The 22,052-nt window shown below is 44.5% G+C and carries 21 protein-coding genes; 11 read left to right on the top strand and 10 right to left on the bottom strand.

What is annotated here, in order from left to right:
• Positions 1–90: 90 nt before the first annotated feature.
• Positions 91–357 (bottom strand): hypothetical protein, encoded by a 267-nt coding sequence (locus tag NWE92_05050; GenBank protein MCW4028998.1) that lies wholly within the window; start codon positions 355–357, stop codon positions 91–93.
• A 143-nt stretch (positions 358–500) separates the two neighbouring features.
• Here NWE92_05050 and NWE92_05055 point away from each other — a divergent pair, with 143 nt between their 5' ends.
• The 3 genes from NWE92_05055 to NWE92_05065 all read left to right on the top strand — a co-directional run bounded on the left by NWE92_05055 (position 501) and on the right by NWE92_05065 (position 2,052).
• Positions 501–905, top strand: a complete 405-nt coding sequence (locus NWE92_05055; protein MCW4028999.1) for an SRPBCC domain-containing protein — start codon at positions 501–503, stop codon at positions 903–905.
• Positions 906–1,105: 200 nt separating this feature from the next.
• Entirely contained in the window at positions 1,106–1,303 is a 198-nt protein-coding gene (locus tag NWE92_05060) for a hypothetical protein (protein ID MCW4029000.1), read from the top strand.
• A 119-nt stretch (positions 1,304–1,422) separates the two neighbouring features.
• Positions 1,423–2,052 (top strand): DUF998 domain-containing protein, encoded by a 630-nt coding sequence (locus tag NWE92_05065; protein MCW4029001.1) that lies wholly within the window; start codon positions 1,423–1,425, stop codon positions 2,050–2,052.
• Between the two features lie 56 nt (positions 2,053–2,108).
• Here the strand turns inward: NWE92_05065 and NWE92_05070 are convergent, their stop codons facing one another.
• Positions 2,109–3,095 carry an Lrp/AsnC family transcriptional regulator gene (locus tag NWE92_05070; GenBank protein ID MCW4029002.1) on the bottom strand — a complete coding sequence of 329 codons (987 nt, stop codon included), beginning with the start codon at positions 3,093–3,095 and terminating at the stop codon, positions 2,109–2,111.
• A gap of 367 nt (positions 3,096–3,462) precedes the next feature.
• On the opposite strand from NWE92_05070, the gene NWE92_05075 reads away from it, so the two are divergent.
• The 3 genes from NWE92_05075 (at position 3,463) to NWE92_05085 (ending at position 7,954) form a co-directional block, all read left to right on the top strand.
• Positions 3,463–5,964 carry a PQQ-binding-like beta-propeller repeat protein gene (locus NWE92_05075; GenBank protein ID MCW4029003.1) on the top strand — a complete coding sequence of 834 codons (2,502 nt, stop codon included), beginning with the start codon at positions 3,463–3,465 and terminating at the stop codon, positions 5,962–5,964.
• A gap of 101 nt (positions 5,965–6,065) precedes the next feature.
• Positions 6,066–6,365 carry a hypothetical protein gene (locus NWE92_05080; GenBank protein ID MCW4029004.1) on the top strand — a complete coding sequence of 100 codons (300 nt, stop codon included), beginning with the start codon at positions 6,066–6,068 and terminating at the stop codon, positions 6,363–6,365.
• Positions 6,362–7,954, top strand: a complete 1,593-nt coding sequence (locus NWE92_05085; protein ID MCW4029005.1) for an APC family permease — start codon at positions 6,362–6,364, stop codon at positions 7,952–7,954. Before NWE92_05080 ends, NWE92_05085 begins: the two co-directional genes overlap by 4 nt.
• On the opposite strand, the gene NWE92_05090 is transcribed toward NWE92_05085, so the two are convergent.
• On the bottom strand, positions 7,913–9,529 hold the full coding sequence (locus NWE92_05090) for a hypothetical protein (protein MCW4029006.1): 1,617 nt from the start codon (positions 9,527–9,529) through the stop codon (positions 7,913–7,915). The two genes, NWE92_05085 and NWE92_05090, sit on opposite strands and share 42 nt — an antisense overlap.
• A gap of 135 nt (positions 9,530–9,664) precedes the next feature.
• Here NWE92_05090 and NWE92_05095 point away from each other — a divergent pair, with 135 nt between their 5' ends.
• Complete coding sequence (locus tag NWE92_05095) at positions 9,665–9,997, top strand: hypothetical protein (protein MCW4029007.1); 333 nt, start codon at positions 9,665–9,667, stop codon at positions 9,995–9,997.
• A gap of 400 nt (positions 9,998–10,397) precedes the next feature.
• Here the strand turns inward: NWE92_05095 and NWE92_05100 are convergent, their stop codons facing one another.
• From NWE92_05100 to NWE92_05120, 5 genes are all read right to left on the bottom strand, one after another.
• Positions 10,398–10,763, bottom strand: coding sequence for a PadR family transcriptional regulator (locus NWE92_05100; GenBank protein ID MCW4029008.1), 366 nt, complete (start codon positions 10,761–10,763; stop codon positions 10,398–10,400).
• A 266-nt stretch (positions 10,764–11,029) separates the two neighbouring features.
• Positions 11,030–12,259 carry an FAD-dependent oxidoreductase gene (locus tag NWE92_05105; GenBank protein MCW4029009.1) on the bottom strand — a complete coding sequence of 410 codons (1,230 nt, stop codon included), beginning with the start codon at positions 12,257–12,259 and terminating at the stop codon, positions 11,030–11,032.
• 23 nt (positions 12,260–12,282) lie between these two features.
• Complete coding sequence (locus tag NWE92_05110) at positions 12,283–12,618, bottom strand: STAS domain-containing protein (protein MCW4029010.1); 336 nt, start codon at positions 12,616–12,618, stop codon at positions 12,283–12,285.
• Positions 12,619–12,636: 18 nt separating this feature from the next.
• On the bottom strand, positions 12,637–13,101 hold the full coding sequence (locus NWE92_05115) for an ATP-binding protein (protein MCW4029011.1): 465 nt from the start codon (positions 13,099–13,101) through the stop codon (positions 12,637–12,639).
• A 7-nt stretch (positions 13,102–13,108) separates the two neighbouring features.
• Positions 13,109–14,704: a SpoIIE family protein phosphatase gene (locus NWE92_05120; protein MCW4029012.1), complete on the bottom strand. Its 1,596-nt coding sequence runs from the start codon at positions 14,702–14,704 to the stop codon at positions 13,109–13,111.
• Positions 14,705–14,861: 157 nt separating this feature from the next.
• Between NWE92_05120 and NWE92_05125 the strand changes: the two genes are divergently transcribed.
• The 3 genes from NWE92_05125 (at position 14,862) to NWE92_05135 (ending at position 19,138) form a co-directional block, all read left to right on the top strand.
• Positions 14,862–15,209 (top strand): DUF1801 domain-containing protein, encoded by a 348-nt coding sequence (locus NWE92_05125; GenBank protein MCW4029013.1) that lies wholly within the window; start codon positions 14,862–14,864, stop codon positions 15,207–15,209.
• 91 nt (positions 15,210–15,300) lie between these two features.
• Entirely contained in the window at positions 15,301–16,800 is a 1,500-nt protein-coding gene (bgaS, locus tag NWE92_05130; protein MCW4029014.1) for a beta-galactosidase BgaS, read from the top strand.
• A gap of 283 nt (positions 16,801–17,083) precedes the next feature.
• The gene (locus NWE92_05135) at positions 17,084–19,138 is read left to right on the top strand and encodes a multicopper oxidase (GenBank protein MCW4029015.1); all 2,055 of its coding nucleotides are present in this window, start codon (positions 17,084–17,086) and stop codon (positions 19,136–19,138) included.
• Between the two features lie 210 nt (positions 19,139–19,348).
• On the opposite strand, the gene NWE92_05140 is transcribed toward NWE92_05135, so the two are convergent.
• Entirely contained in the window at positions 19,349–20,326 is a 978-nt protein-coding gene (locus tag NWE92_05140) for an endonuclease/exonuclease/phosphatase family protein (GenBank protein ID MCW4029016.1), read from the bottom strand.
• Between the two features lie 204 nt (positions 20,327–20,530).
• Here NWE92_05140 and NWE92_05145 point away from each other — a divergent pair, with 204 nt between their 5' ends.
• The gene (locus NWE92_05145; protein MCW4029017.1) at positions 20,531–21,292 is read left to right on the top strand and encodes a class I SAM-dependent methyltransferase; all 762 of its coding nucleotides are present in this window, start codon (positions 20,531–20,533) and stop codon (positions 21,290–21,292) included.
• 224 nt (positions 21,293–21,516) lie between these two features.
• Here NWE92_05145 and NWE92_05150 read toward each other — a convergent pair whose 3' ends face one another.
• The gene (locus NWE92_05150; GenBank protein ID MCW4029018.1) at positions 21,517–22,035 is read right to left on the bottom strand and encodes a hypothetical protein; all 519 of its coding nucleotides are present in this window, start codon (positions 22,033–22,035) and stop codon (positions 21,517–21,519) included.
• Positions 22,036–22,052: the final 17 nt, after the last annotated feature.

Consider the following 22,052-nt stretch of genomic DNA (forward strand, 5'->3'; position numbering starts at 1 on the left):
TCTGCCCTATTTAATATTAATATTAGTAAGGTAAAAATGCTTTTAGATTAAAACACTGACTTGCATGCACTTTTAGCCTATCCCAAAACCCTATTTTTCCGTTTTAGGCTTAGGTTTGTTAGGGCTCTCTTCTTTATTTTGCTGGGTTAAGGGTTCAGCTACACTTTTGAAGGTGTCCTCGCATATGGCGGGTTTCCAGGTGCATATGCCCTCGATTATCTCGTCGAGGTAGTGGGCTAATTCTTCATTTTTTACTTCTTTGGCGCAGTGGACTTTGTAGGCTATTTTTCTCTTTTTGCGGCTTACAGTTATCGAAATAAGAACTTTTTCCTCGTCTGGTTTAGCAGGCGGTTGCATATTGTTATGTTGTTTGGTTTCTACATTTAAGTTTTTTATACTGTTATTCAATACGCAAAATCTTGCTTAAAAAATTCCTCTTTGCCGTAATGGTAGAGGTACAGTTAAAAGACCCCTATGCTCATTGAATAATTGGTGCCCGCTTGAAACTAGAAGTCACAACCATAAAACAAACCTTAATTATCCCAAAAGTGTCTCCCAAACAAGTCTACGACGCTTACGTTGACCCCAAAAAACAATCCGAATTCACCGAAAGTAAAGCCACAGGCAAACCCTCAGTCGGCGGCAAATTCAGCGCATGGGACGGCTACATCTTCGGCAAATACCTCGCTCTCGAAGACGGTAAACGTGTCGTTCAAGAATGGACCACTACCGATTGGGAGGAAGGCTATGGTCCCTCTAAGCTGGAGTTAACTTTCCGTGCAGTCCCCGAAGGAACCGAAATCACGCTGGTTCATTCTAACGTGCCTAAAATGCAGGAGTATGAGCTTGCCGAAGGCTGGACAGAAAATTACTGGAACCTCCTCAAAGAGTACCTCAACCCATAACTTTACTTTTCAAATACATTTTTCTTCTTTGATTGGGAGACGAGTAAGCCATCGTTTGCGTGCCCTGATTATCTTTTAGGTGCCGCTTTGCCTATCAAAATCTAACTTTGTTACTTCCGAATTTTTTGTATGGGTCTTTATTGTTTAGCGTTTTTTGTGGTTTAAGCCTATTATGATTTGGGTAAAATCTGGCAATAATTGTGAAAAACTCCTTAATAATCCTAGAACTCCCAGTCTTTAGGAAATGGGGAAACATGCCTGAACTCTCAGACTTAAGTCGCGTGGCTCTGACTTCCTTTCTCCTCAAATTGCATGCATATTCCTCGACGCACGTCGGCTTATTTCCTCTTTCCACTCTGCAGTGGCGAGAAGCTGAAAGGGCCTTGGAATACCAATAATTGGTGTTCTTTCTGTTTCAGTTTCCTTTCGTTCCCGGGGCTCCAGCAAATCTCGCCACGCATTTCCTTTTTTGACAACCTGTAGAAGCCCATAAATCTGTCCTAAAGGATAGTTTCCAATGCATGGATACTTCTTTATGCGGTCTTCTAAAACTTTCATCCTAGGCGTTTTTGGCGCTTTAGCCCCCCTTTTCTATCTGGTCGCGGTAATCGTCGGTGGGTATCTCTGGTCGGGTTACTCGCATTACAGCGAAACCGTAAGCACCTTGACCTCCGCTGGTGCACCTAATCAAAACATTATGGTGCCACTATTTGCCATCTACAACGTGTTCGTTTTGCTTCTATCTGTAGGGCTATTTTTCGGGATTAGACGCGGTAAAGCCGTTTGGGGTGCAGTATTTTTAGCCATCGCAGCGATAGCTGGATTAGTGCTTTTCTGGTTCCCACAAGATTACCCCCAAGGACCCCCAACCACCTTCACAGGAACAATGCATGTAGTTATTGCATCCGTGACCGCCTTTACCTCCCTCGCTTCCGTGCTCATCTACGGCTTAACCTTGCGAAAAAACCCTGATTGGAAACGGTTCGGGCAATTCTGCCTTATCTGGTTTCCGATTGCATTGATCCTTGGCGGATTCGGAGCCGCCTCAATTATGACGCCATATGCAGGTTTGGCAGAGCGTCTCTCGATAGGCTCAATCTTGCTCTGGATAGAAGTCGCCGCGCTCGTGTTAATCAAACATTCCTAAGCCCATTGCCGCAGGGGCTAAATACGTTTGTGTGTCTGATGGTTAAGTGGTCGATTCTAAAAAGTTGAGATGAATTCTCTTTGCATAGGCCACGGACAAAACATTCTGGCCATTCCAACGTTAATTTTTCTTATGTTAGGCAAGGAAACCATCTGGTCTTGCATTTCTAAGAAATGCTCAATATCGCGGATCATAAGAGTGTAGGTTAAGTCATGAAAACCGGCAGCCGTGATTATTCTATTCACATCGGGGGTCTGCGAGATTTTCTCGATATTTTCAGCAAGTGCCTCTTGAGAGAAAGATAACGTGAACGCTGCAAAGGCAAAGTACCCAATTTTGTTAGGGTCTATTTGAACAACCACTCTTAGGTCGCCGCTTTCTTTAAGCCTTTCATACCGTCTTACAATGGTTTCGGTTGACACACCAATCGGTTTTGCGATTTCGGCAAACGCTATGCGCCCATTAACTGCCAACTTGTCTATGATTGCCCTGTCGATTTCGTCGATTTCTACTCTTGGTTTCCTTTTAGAAAGGGCCGTTTCCCTTGAAACCGTTTTTTTTCTAACTGGGCATCTGTTAAAAACGGACAGGTTTTCAGGCATGTTCCTTGCTCCAGTCCAAATTGTCACTTCGGTATCGAGCACGAAGGGTTGCTTATGAATTAGTTTTTTCGTTTCGTCTAACTCTGTTATGTTGTTTAATGCTACTTCGGTTGAGACGGCTTGCTGAACTGTAAGGGGATATGCGTGGATAACGTGGGGAACTTCTTTTACTTTCTCCTGTACCTCAAACACCTTTCCTCTTTGAACGTTAAGTAAGATGTTAGCGACGAAGCTGCCACCGTAGCATCGAGCGCTGTTTTGGGTAGTGAAGCCTAAGATTACCCCTCTGGCTTTTAGTTGTTTGAATCTCTTGGCGATAACCTCTTTGGAGGTGTCGTTTTCTTGTGCAATTTCTGCAAATGTTTTCCTGCCATCGCTAAGCAAATCTGACAGAATTTGGAGATTTAATTCATCAATTTTAATGGCCATCTGTTCTAACATTCAAATTGTTTCCTAATTAATGTATTGTTGGCGCGACTTTATTTGAATAAATCATTTGTGGACTGTGCATTGTCTCAGACGTTTTGGTAAACTTTGTCTCAATAATTTTCCTCTTTTGATACGTTGCTTTTCTTCCGATTTTGATAACTGCCCTTTGAGCAGGCAAATAATCTTTTGTAGCGTAGCGGTCTTAAACGCTTTCTGAAGAGGGTTAACTCCTGAAAAATTAACACTTTTCTTACTCACGATATGTGAGTGAGTCTAATATTTCCTTCAGAAACAATTCAGGTTCCACTCTTCAAAAGAGAGAGAAATCAATATGAAAATACAAAAAACTAAATGTAAACCTACAATTTTCGCTATTCTTTTGCTATTAGCTATTGCCATACCGCTTTTCGCTGTTACACCCAGTGCTAACGCTCATGACCCTGCATGGAAAATGCCCACATACGCCTACGTCAGTGCTGCACCCGACCCAATTGGAGTCGGTCAAACCGCTAACATAGTGTTCTGGATTGACAAAGTCATGCCAACCGCAGCCGGTTATGCCGGTGACCGCTGGTTCTTCTTCCTTGATATCAAGGCACCTGACAATACAACAACAACCAAGGGACCCTTCACTTCTGACCCTGTCGGTGGAAGCTTTTACGCCTTTACACCTGAAGAAACTGGCACTTACACATTCACTGCTCGTTTCGGACCCCAAGTAATTACTGGAAGCAACGGAACAGGCATATACAACTATAACATTGCCATTAACGATACTTATCTGGCAAGCAGCGCAACAACGACCCTCACAGTGCAGGAAGAGCAGCTACCCGACCCAATCAACTACCCATTACCAACCGAATACTGGACACGTCCAATTGATGGCCAAAATACTCCCTGGTACACGATTGCATCAAACTGGCTTGGTTCTCCCCAGATATACGGGAAATATCAGGCAGGCGGTAGTGCACCCAACAGCGCCCACATAATGTGGACAAAACCATATGCGTTCGGTGGTGTGGTCGGCGGAGACCCGTCACAAACAGGTATCGAAGCCGCAACATATTACGACGGAACTGCATATGAAGGGGTATTCAATGGTCCGCTAATCATCCAAGGACGACTCTACTATGCTGTGCCGCTGAGTACCTCTAGAAGTGGCGGCGGATATGCCTGCGTAGATCTGCTTACTGGCGAAGAAATCTGGTGGCAGAATTACACGGTCAGCCCATCGTTTGGTCAACTATATGATTACGAGTCAATCAACCAGCACGGTGTCATCCGTAACGGCTACTTATGGGCATCTTCTGGTTCTTCAAACATTACAATGACAGCATATGACCCCATGACTGGTGCTTGGCTGTTCACTGAGACAAACGTTCCTGCAGGCACTCTATCTTACGGTCCAAACGGAGAAATATTACGCTATGTCCTCAACGCAAGCGGCAAATGGTTGGCTCTTTGGAATAACACTGCAGCACACGGATTAACAGGTTCAACAGTCTCTACCGATTATACCAGTACTGGCTATAATCAGTGGCGACCTATAGGTAAGACAGTTAATGCTGGCGACGGCTACACTTGGAACGTTTCAATACCCCAACTCATGACTGGCGCAACCATACAAGCAGTCATCAACGACGACATATTACTCGGCAGCAACGGCACACTTCCCACCCCTGGCAGCAGTTGGAGTCCCTACACAGTTTGGGCAATAAGTCTAAAACCCGAAAGCAGAGGACAAATGCTATGGATGAAAAACTATGATGCACCCGCAGGCAACATCACCTTAAGCTTTGCACCTGTGTTCATGAGCGAATATGTAGACCCAACGTCTCGCGTATTCACTATGTTTGACAAAGAAGAAATCAAATGGCTTGGCTTCAGCATCGACAATGGCACAAAACTATGGGAAACTGAAACAGAAGCAGCTTTCAACTATTATGCTGATGTTGGCCTTACAAGATTTGCAGTTGCTGATGGTAAACTTTACTCTGCTGGATACGCAGGAGTACTTTACTGCTACGACCTTAAGACTGGCGCATACCTCTGGAACTATACTGCATTTGCCGGTTTGGATGCATCCTATCCAGGTTATCCACTTGGTATAGGCGCAATTGCTGACGGCAAAGTCTTCTTGTATACAACTGAGCACTCTGCCAATTCACCACACATGAAAGGCGTACAATTCCACTGCGTTAATGCCACTAGTGGCGACAAAATCTGGACCATCGATGGATATGGCACAAATAACGGCATAGCAATTGCAGATGGCTACATGACATATCTGAACTTATACGATATGCAGATGTACACCATCGGCAAAGGCCCAAGCCAAACTGGCGTCACTGCCTCACCAAAAGTATCAGTTCAAGGCAGCAGCGTACTCATCGAAGGCACAGTAACAGACATCGCTGCAGGCACTACACAAAATGAGCAAGCTGGACGCTTTCCAAACGGTGTCCCCGCTGTCTCAGACGAAAGTATGACCGCGTGGATGGACTACGTTTACATGCAGAAACCCATGCCAACTGATGTCACAGGTGTTGAAGTTCAATTAGCAGTCATCGACGGCAACGGCAACTACCGCGAAATCGGCACAGCAACAAGCGATGCTAACGGCTGCTACAGCATGCCCTGGCTACCTGACATTCCAGGCAAATACACAGTAATCGCAACCTTTGCTGGCTCTGAATCATACTACCCCTCACACGCACAAACCGCATTCAACGTAGACGAAGCAGTACCTACCACAGCTCCAACAGAAACTCCACAATCAGTCGCAGACGCATACTTCGTTCCCGCAATTGCTGGTCTATTCGTCTTGGTTATCGTCGGTTTCATCGTTTTAGCTCTGCTGCTGCTCAGAAAACACGCATAAACTAAACCAAACAAATCTTCCCTTTCTTTCTTTTTTTCAATAAAATTTTTTGTGATCTTTTAAAATCAGTATGCTTTGTGGCTGTTAGGAGATGCTATTTAGTGCTGTCTCCCGAATCAATTATATACTCAATGCTCCCAGAATTAGTTGAAGAGTTAGCTGGAGAGAGGTCCGTGAAGAAGAAAGTCACGGTTAGATTCATATTCGCAGCGGTACAGGGTATACTGACCATTGCAACTCTGTTTCTTGCGGTGCTTTTGTACTTCAACGTCTTAAGCATCCCTACCGCGTTAGGTATACCTGCTGGAGCCTTGAACTTTTACATTGTTATGTTTACAATCTTTGGCGTGACTTTTCTGATTAGCGCATTATTCCTGCTTTATGATTGGTGGGAGACATGATTACCGAAAGCCAAACCCGGAAAAAAACGTCCAAGCCCATCGGTTTATTTGACATAGTTATGGCTGGACTCAGCGGCGCGATAGGCTTCGAGATTTTCGTGCTCCTCGACTACGCCTACTTCCACCTAGCTGGACCCGACATGCTAATCGCTTTGGCATTAGGTGGACTCATAAACTTTCTAGTAATGCTCAGTTACAGCGAGCTATCATCAGCCATGCCTAAAGCTGGAGGCGAATACACCTACATAAAAACCGCTTACGGCGGCTACGTCAGCTTTATCTTCGGATGTTTGCGATGGCTCGCCAGCATCTTCGCCGCCTCTCTAGCTGCTGTGGCGTTTGTTTTGCAACTCTCCTATCTTTTCTCAGCTGTCTCGCCCCAACTTCAAACAGCTGTAATGGATCAAGCATGGCTTATTTCTCTTATCCTCGTTTTAGTAATGGGCATCCTCGAAGTAAGAGGCGTCAGACAAGTCGGTAACATCGTGGTTTTAGCCTTCATTTTGCTCTTTGCTGGTTTTATCATCGGCGGCTTTTTTGAAGGCATCAACACCATAAACCTTCAAGCGTCAACGTTGCCAACCGGCGTCTCAGGGATATTCGCCGCGATAGTCTACGTGTTTCCTATGTTTATTGGAACACGCGCTATAGTTGCCAATGCGCCCTCGTCAAAAAGTGAAAGAGACATCTCCCGTGGGCTTCTCCTTTCTGCCCTGATGATAATTCCCATCTACATCCTACTTGCCTTCGTCGCGGTAAGCACCGTATCTCCCCAAGATGCGCTAGCGCAAACTCCCCTTCTAACATTTGCAGCAGGCAAAGTATTCGGCAGTTACGGTAGCATAATCTTCGCCATAGCAGGCATGACAGCTTGTCTATCCGCAATCGGTACCTCGCTGTCAGTTCAATCCAGCATCGCCCGAGGTATGAGCCGAGACGGTTACTTCCCCAAAATCCTCCTCTCAATTCACTCAAAATTTGGAACCTACCACATTGCAGCCATAGTGGGCGTAGTTTTCATCATGTTCTTAAGCACTTTGGGCGCTGTGCCCTTCTTAGGCTACGCGGCTAGCTTTGGTTCCCTTTTGGTCTTTGCCCTTGTTAACCTCTCACTGATACGGCTAAGAAAAACAAAGCCCTACATGAACCGACCGTTTAAAACGCCTCTATATCCCTTTGTTCCCCTTCTGGGTTTGGTTATTTCTATCGCCTTAATGTTCGTTCCCATCCTGATAGGAGACGGAAACGCCATCGATGCTTTATTCTCCAGCCTTGGACTAACTGGCATAGTTATGGTAAGCTACTATCTGCGCATGGTGGGTCGCTACCGAGCGCAAATAGCTTTAGGCGGCATCGGCATCGGCGTAGGCTTCTTACTTGCGGTTTCTGCTGTGCTCAGCGTAGGCTCAGTCGTTGACTTCTTGCCCTTTTTGCCCAGCTACATTCAACTCGTGCTAGCCGTTGTCTTAATCATAACTGGCTTCTTCAACGTAACCGCGCACATCAAAAGAAAAACAGAGAATTCTGAGGCACAGTCATCCGAGGGTTTACGAGACCGCCTCGCTAAACTCTTCAAATTCTCGACTTGACAGCCAATCCTGCTCTTTTAACTTACCCAAACCTTCCAAAATTGCCTCTTGGTTTTTTCCTTGGAGCATGTTGGTTTTGAGGCATGCCTCGAAAGTTTCACGGCTAAACACGACGTCCTCGTCAAGCAGCTTGATGAAGTTGTTGAGAATCAGAATGGTTTTTTTGTACCTCAGTTGGAAGAACTGTGAGATTTTTGTTTTCCCCAAACTTTTTAGACGCGCACTAAAACCGCCGCTGCTAACCACGGAGGGCGCAACGTATCCGTAGCGTTTTTGGGCTTTTGCTTGATAGCAGGCTAAATAGAGCGGCATGTAGATGAGGCTGTACTCTTGTCTTTTCTGTTTGACGCTTAACGCGTCGAACTCTATTACTATTCGCTCCCTGTTTTTAGCTAATTCATCGACTTTGACGATAATGTTTGACGTTAATTCTTCAATCTTCTCGATTTCATTCTGGTAAACCTTGACTTCCGCGTCTCTAGCAGCTTCAACCTCATACAAATCCCGTTTAGCTTCATTGATTTCAGAATCGTTTTTCTGCTTAAGCTGAAACAGCTCGTTTTTGCGGTCATCCTCAACGCTGAGGATTTCCTTTTTTAGCTGTTTTAGATTTGAATCCAACTCTGGACGTTTATCTTTGAGTTCACTGCGTTTCTCTTTCCATTTTCCTTCAGCAGTATCGTCCTTATTGATGGCGGCAGTTTTTATTTCCGACTCCACCCGTTCAATATCTGCCTCTAAAAGCTCTTTGCTCTTCTCGAACTTGACAACTTCCGTCTGAAGAGCAGTTATCTTCACCCCATAATTAGAGGAGATTTCTTTGACCTCGTTAGTGTAAGCCTTGTTTAACTTGGCCACACTATCATCCACGACAGCCTTGACCTTCTTGATTTTGGCACCGAACTTTTCCTCAGTTAACCTTATCTGTTCCCGTAAATCAAATTGCGCTTCTTGGCTTCTCAGGTTCAGTAGCTTAATTATTTCGCTTAGGTCGGCGATGTCTTCTAAAAACTTTAGCCTCTGATTTTCCACTTTTTCAAGCATATCGATAATCGCGTCTTTATCTTTAGAGGGCGAGACAAAAACAGCGTCCGTTACAGGTACAGTTTTTTGTTTTGCCTCTTTAGAATACTCAAGAAATTCCTCTGTGAACTCAGCGTCGTTGAGTAGTCCTTCTATTTCGAGTTTTTTTTCCTCGTTGGAGATTTGGAAGTAGTTTTGGTTGTCTGAGAGAAAATTTAGATGTATATGATAATCTGTCTTTTTCCCGTTGAGATTGGTCTTGAATGATTTGAGGTCAGGTAGCACCGAGTAGGGGATGATGTGGGCGGCAGCGTTTAATCCGTCTATGAGAAAGGTTAGCTCCCTGAAGGGAACCAGCCAAAAGGGATAGAAAACTTTTGATACGAAAACAAGTTTTTCACCGCTTTGTTTTCTGAGAAATCCTCCCCCTTTTTCTCTGCTCATTTCTGCAAAACAGAATACTGCGGCTTTCTCAAGGTTCTCGTCTACGTCTTCATCTTCTCTTGATGAGATTGCGAAGGGCAGAATGTTCTTTTCATTTAAGTATGACAAAGCGCTAACCCGTAAGTGTTTCTAGCAGCTAGACCGAATTTAAAATTTACTGATAATTGTGGAAGGACGGTTTAGTACAAAAAAGTTTTAACTACCGCAATACTTACCAATAGCCGGCCACCTGAAGGGAAATTTATGTCATCTGAGGAAGAGAACCGGGAAGTTACGGTTAGAGCACCTTCAAAACCAGTTGTTTCTCCAGAAAAAAGAGAGGAGAAAACCACTCAGAAAGCGCTAGAAGAAGAACGCTTTGGAGTGCTACAGTTTCCCAAAAAAATCAGCCGCTACCTTGGATATGCCTGCACCGTGTTGGGTCTTGTACTTCTAGCCCTTTTTGCTATCGAAATAAGTAGCCAAACAGGCAGCTTAATATTTTCCGCGCAAAGCGGTTCAGCGGTCGTCGGCCTCTGGGTCTTCGTTGGACTGTTTAACATAATTATCGGTTTTCTTTTTCTGGGGCGCGATTAGCCATCTCAATTTTTTGTCGTTGAAAGCCAAAAGTAACCCGCAGAAGACATCCAAAAAACCAATGAACGCTACGGCAGCCAATAAAAATTGGTTTGTGAGTAAGCTGCTGAAATCAGCTGCACCTACGGCAATTAAAACCGCTATTACCAAGGTTACAAAACCAGCGAAGGCCACAAAGCCGCCCAAGGCGGTTTTTAACCGATTCTCAGTCGTTAGGGCAGACAATTTTTATCAATTTAGGTTAGCGTGTTGAGAGCAATAACTCTTTTGCTAATCACTATAGCCGTAAGGCTTGTTATGGGACTTGACTCTCAATCAGAACTGTTGAAGAATGGGAAACAACTCTTCAATAGCGTCCTAAATGTTGCTCGCTCATAGAGGCGTGTTGATGGCAGCTGAGTTATGCGACTATAAGTCTTGGGCCCGGAGTTTTTTCGGTGATAACTGGGCTTATTTTTTGGCAAATCATGAGCAGCGAGTTTTGAGTTACGTTCAGCAGGTTTCTTCCTTGTTCGGTTAGTTTGTATTCTTTTCGTGGTCTTTCGGAGTTCATGTTCCAGGCACTTTCGATGTAGCCGCTCTTTTCTAGTTGCCCAAGAAGTGGATATATGGTGCTGGGGCCGAAGTAGATGCCGAAGTTTTTGCGGATAGTTGTGATTAGCTGGTAGCCGTGCATAGCGTTCTTCTCTAAGTATTGGAGGATAATCATGTCTAGGAGGCCTTTTGCAAGTTTTGATTGAGCTTTATTTACGTTTTTTGGGTTCATTTTTGATCGTCACCGTTTGTTGTGTATCTTAATTCTCGCTAAATTAGTAAATAAAGGGTTTTACATACCCTAAGCATATTAAAAACGGATTTGTACAACACAAATACACCTTACAACATGGAATACTACACAAAAACGAATACTGTGCCAAACAAAATAAGCCAAAAACAAAACTGTACAACATAAATACACAAAATTGGCGTGTCAAGGAAAAATTATGGCTGCAACGGGGTGGGCGCGGACCATTAAGCAGATGAAAACGGTGTTTATTTGTTGTTGCAGTACTCTTCAATTTTTTCCGCGGCTTTTTTGGCGAACGCTACCGCTTCAATGACTGTTTTGGGGCCAGTCACAATATCGCCTGCCGCAAATACTCCATCTTCTGATGTCCTGCCAAACTCATCGACCTGTAGCAGTCCTCTCTGGGTGACTTTTGCACTGCCAACACTAACCACGTCTGCACCGGGACCCTGACCGATTGCGATGATAACTGAATCTGCCGGTAATTCAAACGCTGCTTGAAAGTCCTCCTTTAACGTTTCAGAACCGTCTTCAGCAACGATTTTGTCGACTTTTACGCACTTGACAGCGTTGTCCATAATACGAATAACTTGGCAGTTATGCAGCATTTTTACGCCATCAATTTGTGCCATTTCAACTTCTGCTTTGTCTGCTCTGACCTCTTCAGGTCCTCTATAGTTGAGGATGGTAACATCAGCATGCTGTTTTCTGATGGCGGTTCTTGCCGCATCCATGGCGACGTTTCCTGCACCAAGAATAACAACGTTCTTACCTAATTTGTAGGCGTCAGGAGACCTCAAATAATCAATTGCAAAATGCACATGCCCCAAGGTTTCACCTAAAAGCCCAAAACGGTTAGGACGGGTTGTGCCCGTGCAAATAAATATTGCATCATAGCCGTCCAGAAACATGTCTTCAGTGGAGAAGTTTGTGCCTATTCGGGTGTTGGGGCGGAATTTAACATCTAAAGAATCAAGGATTTTTCGATAATACTCAAAGATGCTTCTGGGCAGCCTAAACTCTGGAATGCCATAACGCATTGCGCCGCCTATACTGTCCATCGCTTCAAACAAGGTTATAGAATAGCCCTTGATTGCCAAAATGATGCTCATTGTCATTCCAGCGGGGCCTGCGCCTACAACAGCGATTTTTTTGCCGTTTTTCTTGACTTGTGGCGGTTGGAAGGTTTCTAAGTAAAAACGAGAGACATATTGCTCTACTTTGTAGAATTCAATAGGCTGACCTTTTTTGCTCAATATGCAGTGTCCTTTACAGTTTCTGTCGTGGGGACAAACGATGGAGGTTATGGCGGATAGGGGGTTGTTGTTGAAAAGCAGTTCTCCTGCTTCTTCCAATTTGCCCTCCAGAAACATAGTCATTACCTGTGGGATAGGTGTCGCGACGGGGCAGCCCTTGGCGCATCCGGGCACTTTGCATTTTAGGCACCGTTGAGCTTCGGATTTTATGGTTGACAATCTCTTGGTTCTCCTCTATATTGTCACGGTTGCTTGAGGCTTTGCAAGGCTTCCTTTTCAGAACCAAAAATCTTAAAGATTTGCGTGAACCCCGATATCTCAAAAACCTCAAAAACATAAGGCTTCATTGATACGAGTAAAATCTGTCCGCCTGACCTTTGCAGGCTTTTAGCTGAAGAGAGAAGAACTCTCAAACCCGCGCTGGCTACATACTCGGTTTGGGAGAAATCGCAGATTATTTTTTTTGCTCCCTTAGCAATCAACTCTTTTAGTTCTGTCTCAACATCGTTAGCAGTGTAGGCGTCGAATCTGGGCACCATTACTGCTATGGTTATGTCTCCCTCTGTCCTAGTTTCCACCGCTCTCTCTCCATAAGATTATTTTTCTATATACTTGGCTAATGTTAATAAATTCATATCATCGCGTCGAATGTAGCTGATTTCATCCATAAATTTCCTCATAAAAAATATTCCTAACCCGCCTTCTTTGCGCTCATCTAAACTACTTTGGATGTCAGGCTTGGGCAGGGTCGTTGGATCAAAAGGTGCCCCCCAATCAGTAATGTTCAGCACAAGTTTTCCCTCAGTTTTTGATAGCATGCATCGGATTACGATGATGCCCTCGTCTTTGTTGGGGTATGCATGTTCAATGATGTTTGTACAAGCCTCATCAACCGACAATTGAACCGCATATACAACTTTGGGGCTTTGGATATTGAAGTGTCGCATCGTTTCATCTATGAAAGCGCCAATTTTTGGAAGATTCTCAAGTTTACTCTCCACAGTAAGCTCAAAGCCTTCCGTGGCGTTACCGTTTTCAGTTTTTGGTTTTTCTTTCGGCATAGCAGCGTCAGGTCCCCTTAATAATAAGCAATGTAATGTCATCGGCTTGCGGCGTATCCCCCGCGAATGCTCTTACCTCCGACAAGATCTGCTCAAGAATCCCCTTAGCCGATTGGTATGCATTTTTCTTTATAACTTCGATTAGCCGTTTTTCCCCAAACAGTTCCTGTTTTGAATTAATTGATTCTGTCACGCCATCAGTGAACATGACAACAACGTCACCTTCCCCGATTTTTACGCTTCGAGATTTGTACTCCATGTTTTCGATGGCTCCAAGTACAATTCCGGTTGGCATGAGTTTCTCGATTTCTCCGTTGAGACTTCGATGTACTAGTGGGGGATTGTGGCCAGCGTTAACGTATGTGAGGGAGCGGTCTTTCTCGTTTAGCAACCCAAAAAAGAGGGTTACAAACATGCCTGATTTTGAATCTTGGGCGATGATGTTGTTGGAATGGTAAATTACCTTTGCAGGGTCATGATGCCAAAGCGCGTTCACTCGGACCGCGATTCTTGACAGCGCCATAAACAGCGCCGCAGGAACGCCTTTTCCAGAAACATCGGCAACAAGCAGCCCATGCATGCCCTCCTTGAGCGTCATGACTTCGTAGGGGATTACGTCAAAGAAGTCGCCTCCTACCTCCTTGGCCATAACTGTGCGGGCCGCAATATCGATGCCTCTTATTTGGGGGATTGCTTCGGGGAGAAAGCTTTTCTGTATTTCTGCAGCAATCTGGAGCTCGGCACTTGAGCGGGCAAGTCGCCCTTCCATTTCGCGGCGTTCGGTTATGTCGCGGATTGTCTCGATAGCGCCGATGACGTTGCCAGTGGTTGGGTCATAGAGTGGGCTGGCTTTTGCCCAGAAGTAGGCTCCGCCCATCCGAAAATCGGGAATGAAGACATCGACAACCAGCGTGTCTACATTGCGCTCAACGAGGTTATACTTCTTTTTTATTTCCTCTTCAGGCATGAAAACCAAATCAGCAAGCATGGGTCTGCGCATCTTGTAGAATGGTATGGCATATTCGTAATTTCCCTTCCCCAGCATGGCATCAGCGGGAATGCTTGTGAGAATTTCCATCGCGCTGTTCCACGCAATGACTTTGCCCTCCAAATCTATAACAAACGTGGCGTCGGGAAGGAAACTAAGGATGTCTGCAAGGTTGCGGCGTGACCGAATAATTTCCTCTTCAGCTCGTTTTCGGTCGGTGATGTCTCGTATGGTTTCGATGGCACCGACGATTTCTCCCTGTGAATCATAGAGTGGGCTTGCCTTAGCCCAGAGATACGCGCCGCCGACTCGAAAGTCAGGGATATAAATCTCGACCACAAGAGCGTCGCCAAGCCGCTGTACTGTGTCATATTTTTTTTCTATCTCTGCTTCTGGCATGAAAATTAGATTTGCCAGCATGGGTCGGCGTTCTTTGTAGAAGGGAAGGGCATATTCGTAATCTGTTTTGCCGAGCATTTCGGTTCGGGGAACGCTGGTTAGCATCTCCATTGCGCTGTTCCACATGATTACTTTGCCGTTTAAGTCGATGACGAAGGTGGCGTCGGGTAAAAACTCGATTATTGCGTCGCGGAATTTGTGGCCGTCAGCGTTCATGTGTCCACTCTGCCGAAATAGGTTAGGGTTTGCTGCTAATTAGCTTTTAGAGCAAGCATAACATCCGTTGGAATCTAAACTCGCTATTGTGAGGCATTCGTAGTGGCTTCACCGTTAAATGCTTGATTTGCCATATTACTTGCAGGGATGGACTGGTATGAATCAAAACGTGAACGAATACATTGAAAAACAAACCTCGCCGCAAAAAGAAATCCTGCAAAGAGTCAGACAAATTTTTCTAGAAACCCTCCCGAACCCTGAAGAAAAAATGAATTGGGGCGTCGTTACGTTTGGGGCTAAAAAATTCTATATTGCAGCGATGAAGAGTCGCGTTCACGTCGGTTTTGCTATCACTGGGTTGAGTGCTGATGAACTGCATTTGTTTGAAGGCAGCGGCCAGACAATGAGGCACATAAAAATTCCCACTATCGAGAGCATAGATGAGAAAAAGCTTGTGGAATTGATAAAGCTGGTAGATAGAAAAGCAGTCTGCAAGCCCTGCTAAAATGGTCGGTATGCCGATTCTGCTTTCTTACTTGGACAAAGCGCTAATTAGCCTTAAATGTAACATGCGCTAACTATCGACATGATAAATTATGGCCTTTCCAAAAAAGTTCCTCTGGGGGGTTTCTAACAGCGGCTTCCAATTTGAAATGGGCGATTTATCTGGAAAAAATATTGATCCAAACACGGACTGGTATGTTTGGGTTCATGACCCCTCGAACATTCGAAAGGGCATTGTTAGTGGCGATTTGCCTGAGAAGGGCGGGGACTATTGGAGTCTATATAAGCAAGACCACGCTATCGCCAAACAACTTGGTTTAAACGCTTACCGAATAGGTGTTGAATGGAGTAGAATATTTCCCAAAAGCACCTCAGCCGTAAAAGTTGAGGTAGAGCGAGCATCAGATGGAAACATTGCCCAGATAGAGGTTGACGACTCTGCTTTAGAAAAACTTGAAAAACTCGCCGACCAATCTGCTCTAAGTCATTATCGCGCTGTAATTGAAGATTTACATGCCAAGGGCTTCGAGGTTTTTTTGTGCTTGAACCACTTTACTTTGCCTCTGTGGATTCATGACCCTATTACCGTTCGCAGGACTCGACTGCGTGTTGGCGCTAAGGGCTGGGTGGACGAGAATACGGTAGTTGAGTTCACAAAATATGCGGCTTACATGGCTTGGAAGCTGGGTGGTTTAGTCAAGCATTGGGCTACTTTTAATGAGCCTATGGTGGCGGCTGAAGGGGGTTACATGATATCTGAATCTGGATTCCCCCCTGGGCTACGTACTGCTTTTAGGGCTTATAGAAAGGTCGCTATGCACCTTGTGGTTGCTCACGCCCGCGCATACGATGTTATTAAGAAATTCTGCAATAACGCGAATGTTGGTTTGATAAATAATGTTATTCCAGTTATGCCTTTGTCCCCCCAAAAAAAATCTGACCTAAAAGCGGCTGAGTATTTGAACATGGTTCATAACCGATTATTTATCCAAGCAATTTCCAAGGGTTGGCTAGATGAAAACCTCAATGAAGTAAAAGAGAAAGGCGAAATCGAAGCATATCTGGGGAATAGGCTTGATTGGTTAGGCATAAATTATTACAGCAGACTTGTCGTAAAAGGCAGAGAGTTTATGCTGGCAAAATATGTTGCTGGAACAACTGTAATTCCCTCAGTTGTTCAGGGGTTCGGTTTTGCTTCTCAACCCTATTCCAAGTCGACTGACGGGTTATTGACCTCTGCTGCTGGCTGGGAATTGTACCCCGAAGGTTTGCTTAATGCTCTAAGAGCAATGAAAGAATTTGGAAAACCCCTTTATGTAACTGAAAATGGAATCTCAGATGCCAATGATGTGCTAAGACCCAGTTTTTTGGTTGAGCACTTAAAAGTTTTAGATAAAGCCATTAATGAGGAGAAAATTGATGTTCGCGGTTACTTTCACTGGGCTTTAACTGACAATTACGAGTGGGCAAAGGGGTTTGGTCAGAAGTTCGGGTTATATTCGGTTGACAGTGAAACTAAACTTCGGACAAGCAGAAAAAGCGCAGAGGTTTTTAAAAAAATAGTTGCAGGAGACAAGCGACTGCTTCAGTAGATGACGCGTATTGACGACTTTTCAGAAAATTCTTTTTATTGGTTGATTTTGTATTATGCTGATTTATTGTTTTTTTGTTGTTTTCAACGGATTGATTGTTTCTCTCGCTTTTGAGCGTAGTAGTTGCATGCGAGCGACAACAAACTGATTAATAGTCCTGAGCCCCAAGTTACCAGTGAACGGATTTATAAAATCTGTTGGCAAACTTTTTTTTGAAATCTGTTCAAATGAGGGCAGAAAAATGGGCTTAAAAAACAAATTATCGATTGTTTTAGTAGTTTCTATGTTGCTATCAATATTCGCTATCCTTGATGTAAATCCTGTCAATGCACAACCCGTAGACCAACCTACACTTGATCCTTCTTCAATCCCTAAATACGTCAACCAACTTGTCAGTCCACCCGTATATGTACCAACATATTTCTACGACTGTAAGACGCATAAGTTGACTCAACAATACTTCGTTGACATGACGCAGTTTCAAGAGCAGATACTTCCCACAACTGATGCTTCTGGAAACCCAACGGGTTTTGCTCAAACCACCGTTTGGGGTTATGGTGGCATAGCAAAAGATGCAGTTACCGGCAAATACTTGGGTTACTTCCGCTATTCTCCTGGACCGACCTTTGAGGCTACACGTGGTGTACCCGCACAGGTAACCTGGATTAATAAGATTACAACGCCAGCAATGTTTCCTGTAGACCCTACATTACACTGGGCAAATCCTAACAACATTCCAATGATGGAAGCAATTACGCAGGCAGGGATGGGTCTGGCACCGCCTTATCCCCCTGGATATAACGGCTACCCCATCCCCGTAGACAGCGTCATAACAAATCCTGACGGTTGGAACGCACAGTCACCCGTTCCCTTGGTAACACATGTTCATGGCGCAGCTGTGAGGTCAGATTCTGATGGCGGACCCGAAGAATGGTTCACTGCAAACGGCATCCACGGAGTTGACTACAGCACCACCAAACCTACTCTACCTAACGCAGCCGTTTACTACTACCCCAACGAGCAACAACCCGCAACCATATGGTATCATGACCATGCATTAGGCGTAACCCGTCTAAACGTAATGTCAGGTTTAGCCGGCTTCTACTTAATCCGCGACCCCTGTGACCCAGTAGCCAACAAATTACCCACCGGCAAATATGAAATTCCCTTAGCAATCCAAGACCGCTCATTTAACACAGACGGTTCAATGTGGTTCCCAAGCGACGGTAACAACCCAAATGTGCATCCTTATTGGGTGCCTGAATTCTTCGGCAATACCATAATGGTGAATGGAAAAGTGTGGCCAAACCTTGATGTTGACCGCGGCCAATATCGCTTTAGAATTCTTGACGGTTCAAACGCTCGATTCTACAACATAAGCTTAACCGATATAGGAACTGGGCAAACAATACCCTTCACTCAAATTGGCACTGACGGAGGCTACCTCAAATCAGCAGCACCCCTAACTTCTCTGTTAATTGCTCCCGGCGAAAGAGCTGACATTCTCATTGACTTCTCAAAGATGAAAGCAGGAACCAAAATTATAATGAACAACACCGCTGTTGCGCCTTACCCAAGTGGAGACCCTGTGGATGAAAACACTGGACAAATAATGCAGTTCACCGTAGGCAGCCATTGTGGCTTTAAAGCTAAAGCGCTTCCCCAAACCCTTGACCCGACTCTAAAAGGAGCATATCCAACTCTAATAGCAGATAGCCCCAGCAGAACTTTACCATTCTTTGAACAAGTAAGTGCAACTGATGGGCCATTAGGCTTATTTTTAAATGGTCAAAAATACTCCGGTGTCTTAACTGAGACTCCAGTTGTAGGTTCTACTGAGGACTGGTGGCTCGTTAACCCAACAATGGATACCCACCCCATTCATGTTCATCTGGTACAGTTCCAACTAGTCTACCGCATACCCTTTAATGCAATACAATATGAAACAGATTGGATAAACCTCAATGGTCAACCTCCAGTGCCCGAGAATGTCGTACCGCAGACGTTGCCTGTTGACTCGTACCTTACGGGTCCACCTGAATATCCTTCTGCAAATGAACAAGGCTGGAAAGACACCATACAGACACCCCCTGGCTATGTTACTGTTATACGCATCCGATGGGCGCCGCAAGATGCTCTCGTAACTGGACCCTGCGCACCTAAACCAGGCGTAAACTTATACTGTTTTGACCCGACCTATGGACCTGGATATGTTTGGCACTGCCACATTCTAGATCACGAAGACAACGAAATGATGCGCCCCTATCAGGTTACCGGCGCAACACCAATCTGCAACCCAACGTACCCAAAAATTAACCATTGGAAAATCTTTAGATAGCACTTGATGAAAGAACTCAAATTACCCTTTTTCTTTTTTTTTAAAAAAAACGTTTTCCAACAGTCAAAGTTTTCTTTACGTTCAACAGGTTTTTCCTTGTTGGTCGAGTTTGTATCCTTTGAGTGTCGACCTAACCAGAAGTATTTTTTCTCTGAGGTTTTTTAGTGCCATTTTTTTTGACAATCATTAGATATTTTTTGTTTATCCTGATTAAATTGTGAGTTTAACCCAAACAGGGTCATGGTCGCTTCCATCGCCGCTATGATTTTTTCGTCTATTAACCCACGCTTCAGTCTGTTTGGTTGCTAAGGCGGGGCTTAGCCAAATCTGGTCGTACAGTTCATACTGTGCGGGTTTGCCTGTTGCTTTATAGCGGTGGCTCCACGCGGTGGTTGCTGGAGGTGGCGTGTCTGCTTTTGCTGGACGTGTTTCAGTGGGGTTTGTCAAAGCATTGGTGAGGTTTAATTCTGTGTCGCCTGTGAAGGGTTTAAGGCAGGCTGAGTCTGCTGGATCATTCATATCCCCCAGTATGATAAATGCGCTGTTGGGACGGGTTCTTGCTTTAACGATTTCTCTGACTGTTTCAGCTTGTTGTGTGCGCCGCAGATCGTTTTTCTGCTTCTCGACATCGCTCTCTAAGCTATCGCCTGCGTAGTGGCTTTTTAGATGATTATTGAACAGTTTGAATAGCACTTTTGAGCGTGAAGGTGAAAGGATGTCTACTTCTAACATGTCTCGGCTAAAAACTGCGCCTTCGGGGTCGCTCGGGTGGACGGCGTGTTTCCATGAGGTTATTCCTCCGATGGGGAGCTTTGAGAGGACAGCAATGTCAATTAGGCGGGGGTCGTTGCCTTCAACGAGTATGCAGTAGGGATATTTGTTTTCATTAAGGTATTGCCGATTAAACTCGTAGAGTGTGTCAAGGTCCTCGACTTCTTGGAGTGCCAGTACGTCTATGTTCATGTCTTTTATTCGTTGAGCAACCTTTTCGGTGTCTGCTTGGTTTTTTTGTTTAACTAAACTACCCATGTAGGTTCTTAGTCGGAAGGTATCGGCTAAACCAAATTCGTATTTTAGTTGACCGTTTAGGGTGCCGCCGTCTAAGTTGAGAATTTCATTAATGCTTGCTTTGAAATTGTATTGAGAAAACAGGTTTCTTAAGTTGAAGGTTCCTACAGTTAATTGCATACGAAACACTTCTCTTTATCTATAGAATTAAGCGCTTGCTTAAGACTTTATAGTTCTCAATACCTGCAATGTTGCAGAAGGCTGGTGAGTTTCACATAGGTTAAAAAATTGCCCGTATGGTAGTTCATAAGATAGTGGACGCATTAAATGTTATTAATGGCGGGTATTATAATGAAATAACCATTTACTGACGGAGACTGAATCATGGAATTTTTTGACCTTATGGCTATCTCACACCGCTATATGGAAATCCTCAACCCTTCTACATCAGATAAAATCATCCAACTCGGCAAACTGCTCAAGTTGAAAAAAGGCAGTCGAGTTATCGACTTCGGTTGTGGTTGTGCTGAAGCTCTCACTCTCTGGGCTGAGAAATTCGGTATCACCGGTATTGGCATAGATATATCCGGAGATTTCTGCGAACGGGCCAAAGAAAAGCTGGCCAAAAGAGGGCTGTCTGGCCAAATCGAAATCGTATGCTCCCCCGCGGCTGACTACGTGTTCAAAGAGGGGACTTTCGATGCCGCAACATGTATTGGGTCAACTTTTGCTTTTGGCGACTTCCAGCAGACAATCCGAGCGATGAAACGTTCCGTACATAAGAATGGACGCCTCGGCATCGGTGAAACTCATTGGCTTAGCAATCAGGTGCATCCGGAATATGCCCAAAAACAGACAACTACCCACACAGAACCAGAACTGGCGCAATTTACCCGAAACGAAGGCTTTGAACTCGAATACATCATCCGTTCCAGCCGCGATGACTGGGACAGATACGTTTCGGATGGTTGGTATGGACTGATACGTTGGCTTGAAGAAAATCCCAACCACCCTGATTATGAGCAGGTATTCAAATTCTTCCGTACTGATCAGGATGATTATTTGCAGTTCCAAAGTCAATATATGGGTTGGGCTATGTACTGCCTCGCCCCTTTGAAATCTCATCTGTCAGGCAGTCAAGTATAATATGAAATTCCTGCGCCACCCTTTTGGGCAGGTTTCCTTTTTTCAGCTTGAATATGTTTGCGAATGGACGACGCAAACATATTCAAAAAACGCCAAATAATCAATCGAAAAACTGTTGGGTTCGGTTATGGAGCTGGGATGGGGATTGAACTCACAGTCTTTCCTGAAAGAGAACCTCTGCTAAGAGGAAGAGCTTGGCTAATTATTTTTTGCCAGCTTCTTTTCTATCGCCTATCAGGAACTTTAGTAATTATATGTTGACAATCAACATGCAACGGAACTGTTGGGTACATAGCAGTTCTCAGGTTATAATTCTTGTAAATGTTGTCTTGGATATCCTTTATCTTGTGTTTCTTTCCAGCGATTAGCCTTAAGCAATCTTCACTTTGTTCAAAGTTATTGTGTGGTACATAACAGTATGTTTCGCCGATAGAAAGCAAATAGTCACCATATCCTAACGTGAAAATTTTGCTGCTTTCAGCTTTTAATGCCCTTAGTTGCCAACCCTTAGTTTGTCTATAGGATACGGGTGGGTTAATTTCAGAGCAACAACGACGAGTAGCAAAGTCTAAGTCTATTCTCTTTGAAAAGAAATCCCTCAAGATCCCTCTGAAATTCTCTTTGCATTTAGGCGTTAAACAGCCCACAAACTCGAATCGCTCATTATCTAACCTTTCCAAGATAAACGTTAGACTCTGCTTATTTACCGCCAAAGGCATATCAAAGAAGCTTCGTACACTCATTGTACATCCCACGGATG

The organism is Candidatus Bathyarchaeota archaeon, assembly GCA_026014745.1.
Taxonomy (GTDB): Archaea; Thermoproteota; Bathyarchaeia; order Bathyarchaeales; family Bathycorpusculaceae; genus Bathycorpusculum.

Excerpts from the sequence above, each read along its gene's own strand:
- NWE92_05095 (MCW4029007.1), top strand. The coding sequence starts at position 9,665 with ATGTCATCTGAGGAAGAGAACCGGGAAGTTACGGTTAGAGCACCTTCA.
- NWE92_05150 (MCW4029018.1), bottom strand. The coding sequence starts at position 22,035 with ATGAGTGTACGAAGCTTCTTTGATATGCCTTTGGCGGTAAATAAGCAG.
- NWE92_05125 (MCW4029013.1), top strand. The coding sequence starts at position 14,862 with ATGAATCAAAACGTGAACGAATACATTGAAAAACAAACCTCGCCGCAA.
- NWE92_05120 (MCW4029012.1), bottom strand. The coding sequence starts at position 14,704 with ATGAACGCTGACGGCCACAAATTCCGCGACGCAATAATCGAGTTTTTA.
- NWE92_05085 (MCW4029005.1), top strand. The coding sequence starts at position 6,362 with ATGATTACCGAAAGCCAAACCCGGAAAAAAACGTCCAAGCCCATCGGT.
- NWE92_05115 (MCW4029011.1), bottom strand. The coding sequence starts at position 13,101 with ATGCCGAAAGAAAAACCAAAAACTGAAAACGGTAACGCCACGGAAGGC.
- NWE92_05065 (MCW4029001.1), top strand. The coding sequence starts at position 1,423 with ATGCATGGATACTTCTTTATGCGGTCTTCTAAAACTTTCATCCTAGGC.
- NWE92_05145 (MCW4029017.1), top strand. The coding sequence starts at position 20,531 with ATGGAATTTTTTGACCTTATGGCTATCTCACACCGCTATATGGAAATC.
- NWE92_05135 (MCW4029015.1), top strand. The coding sequence starts at position 17,084 with ATGTTGCTATCAATATTCGCTATCCTTGATGTAAATCCTGTCAATGCA.
- NWE92_05140 (MCW4029016.1), bottom strand. The coding sequence starts at position 20,326 with ATGCAATTAACTGTAGGAACCTTCAACTTAAGAAACCTGTTTTCTCAA.
- NWE92_05070 (MCW4029002.1), bottom strand. The coding sequence starts at position 3,095 with ATGTTAGAACAGATGGCCATTAAAATTGATGAATTAAATCTCCAAATT.
- NWE92_05050 (MCW4028998.1), bottom strand. The coding sequence starts at position 357 with ATGCAACCGCCTGCTAAACCAGACGAGGAAAAAGTTCTTATTTCGATA.
- NWE92_05100 (MCW4029008.1), bottom strand. The coding sequence starts at position 10,763 with ATGAACCCAAAAAACGTAAATAAAGCTCAATCAAAACTTGCAAAAGGC.
- bgaS (MCW4029014.1), top strand. The coding sequence starts at position 15,301 with ATGGCCTTTCCAAAAAAGTTCCTCTGGGGGGTTTCTAACAGCGGCTTC.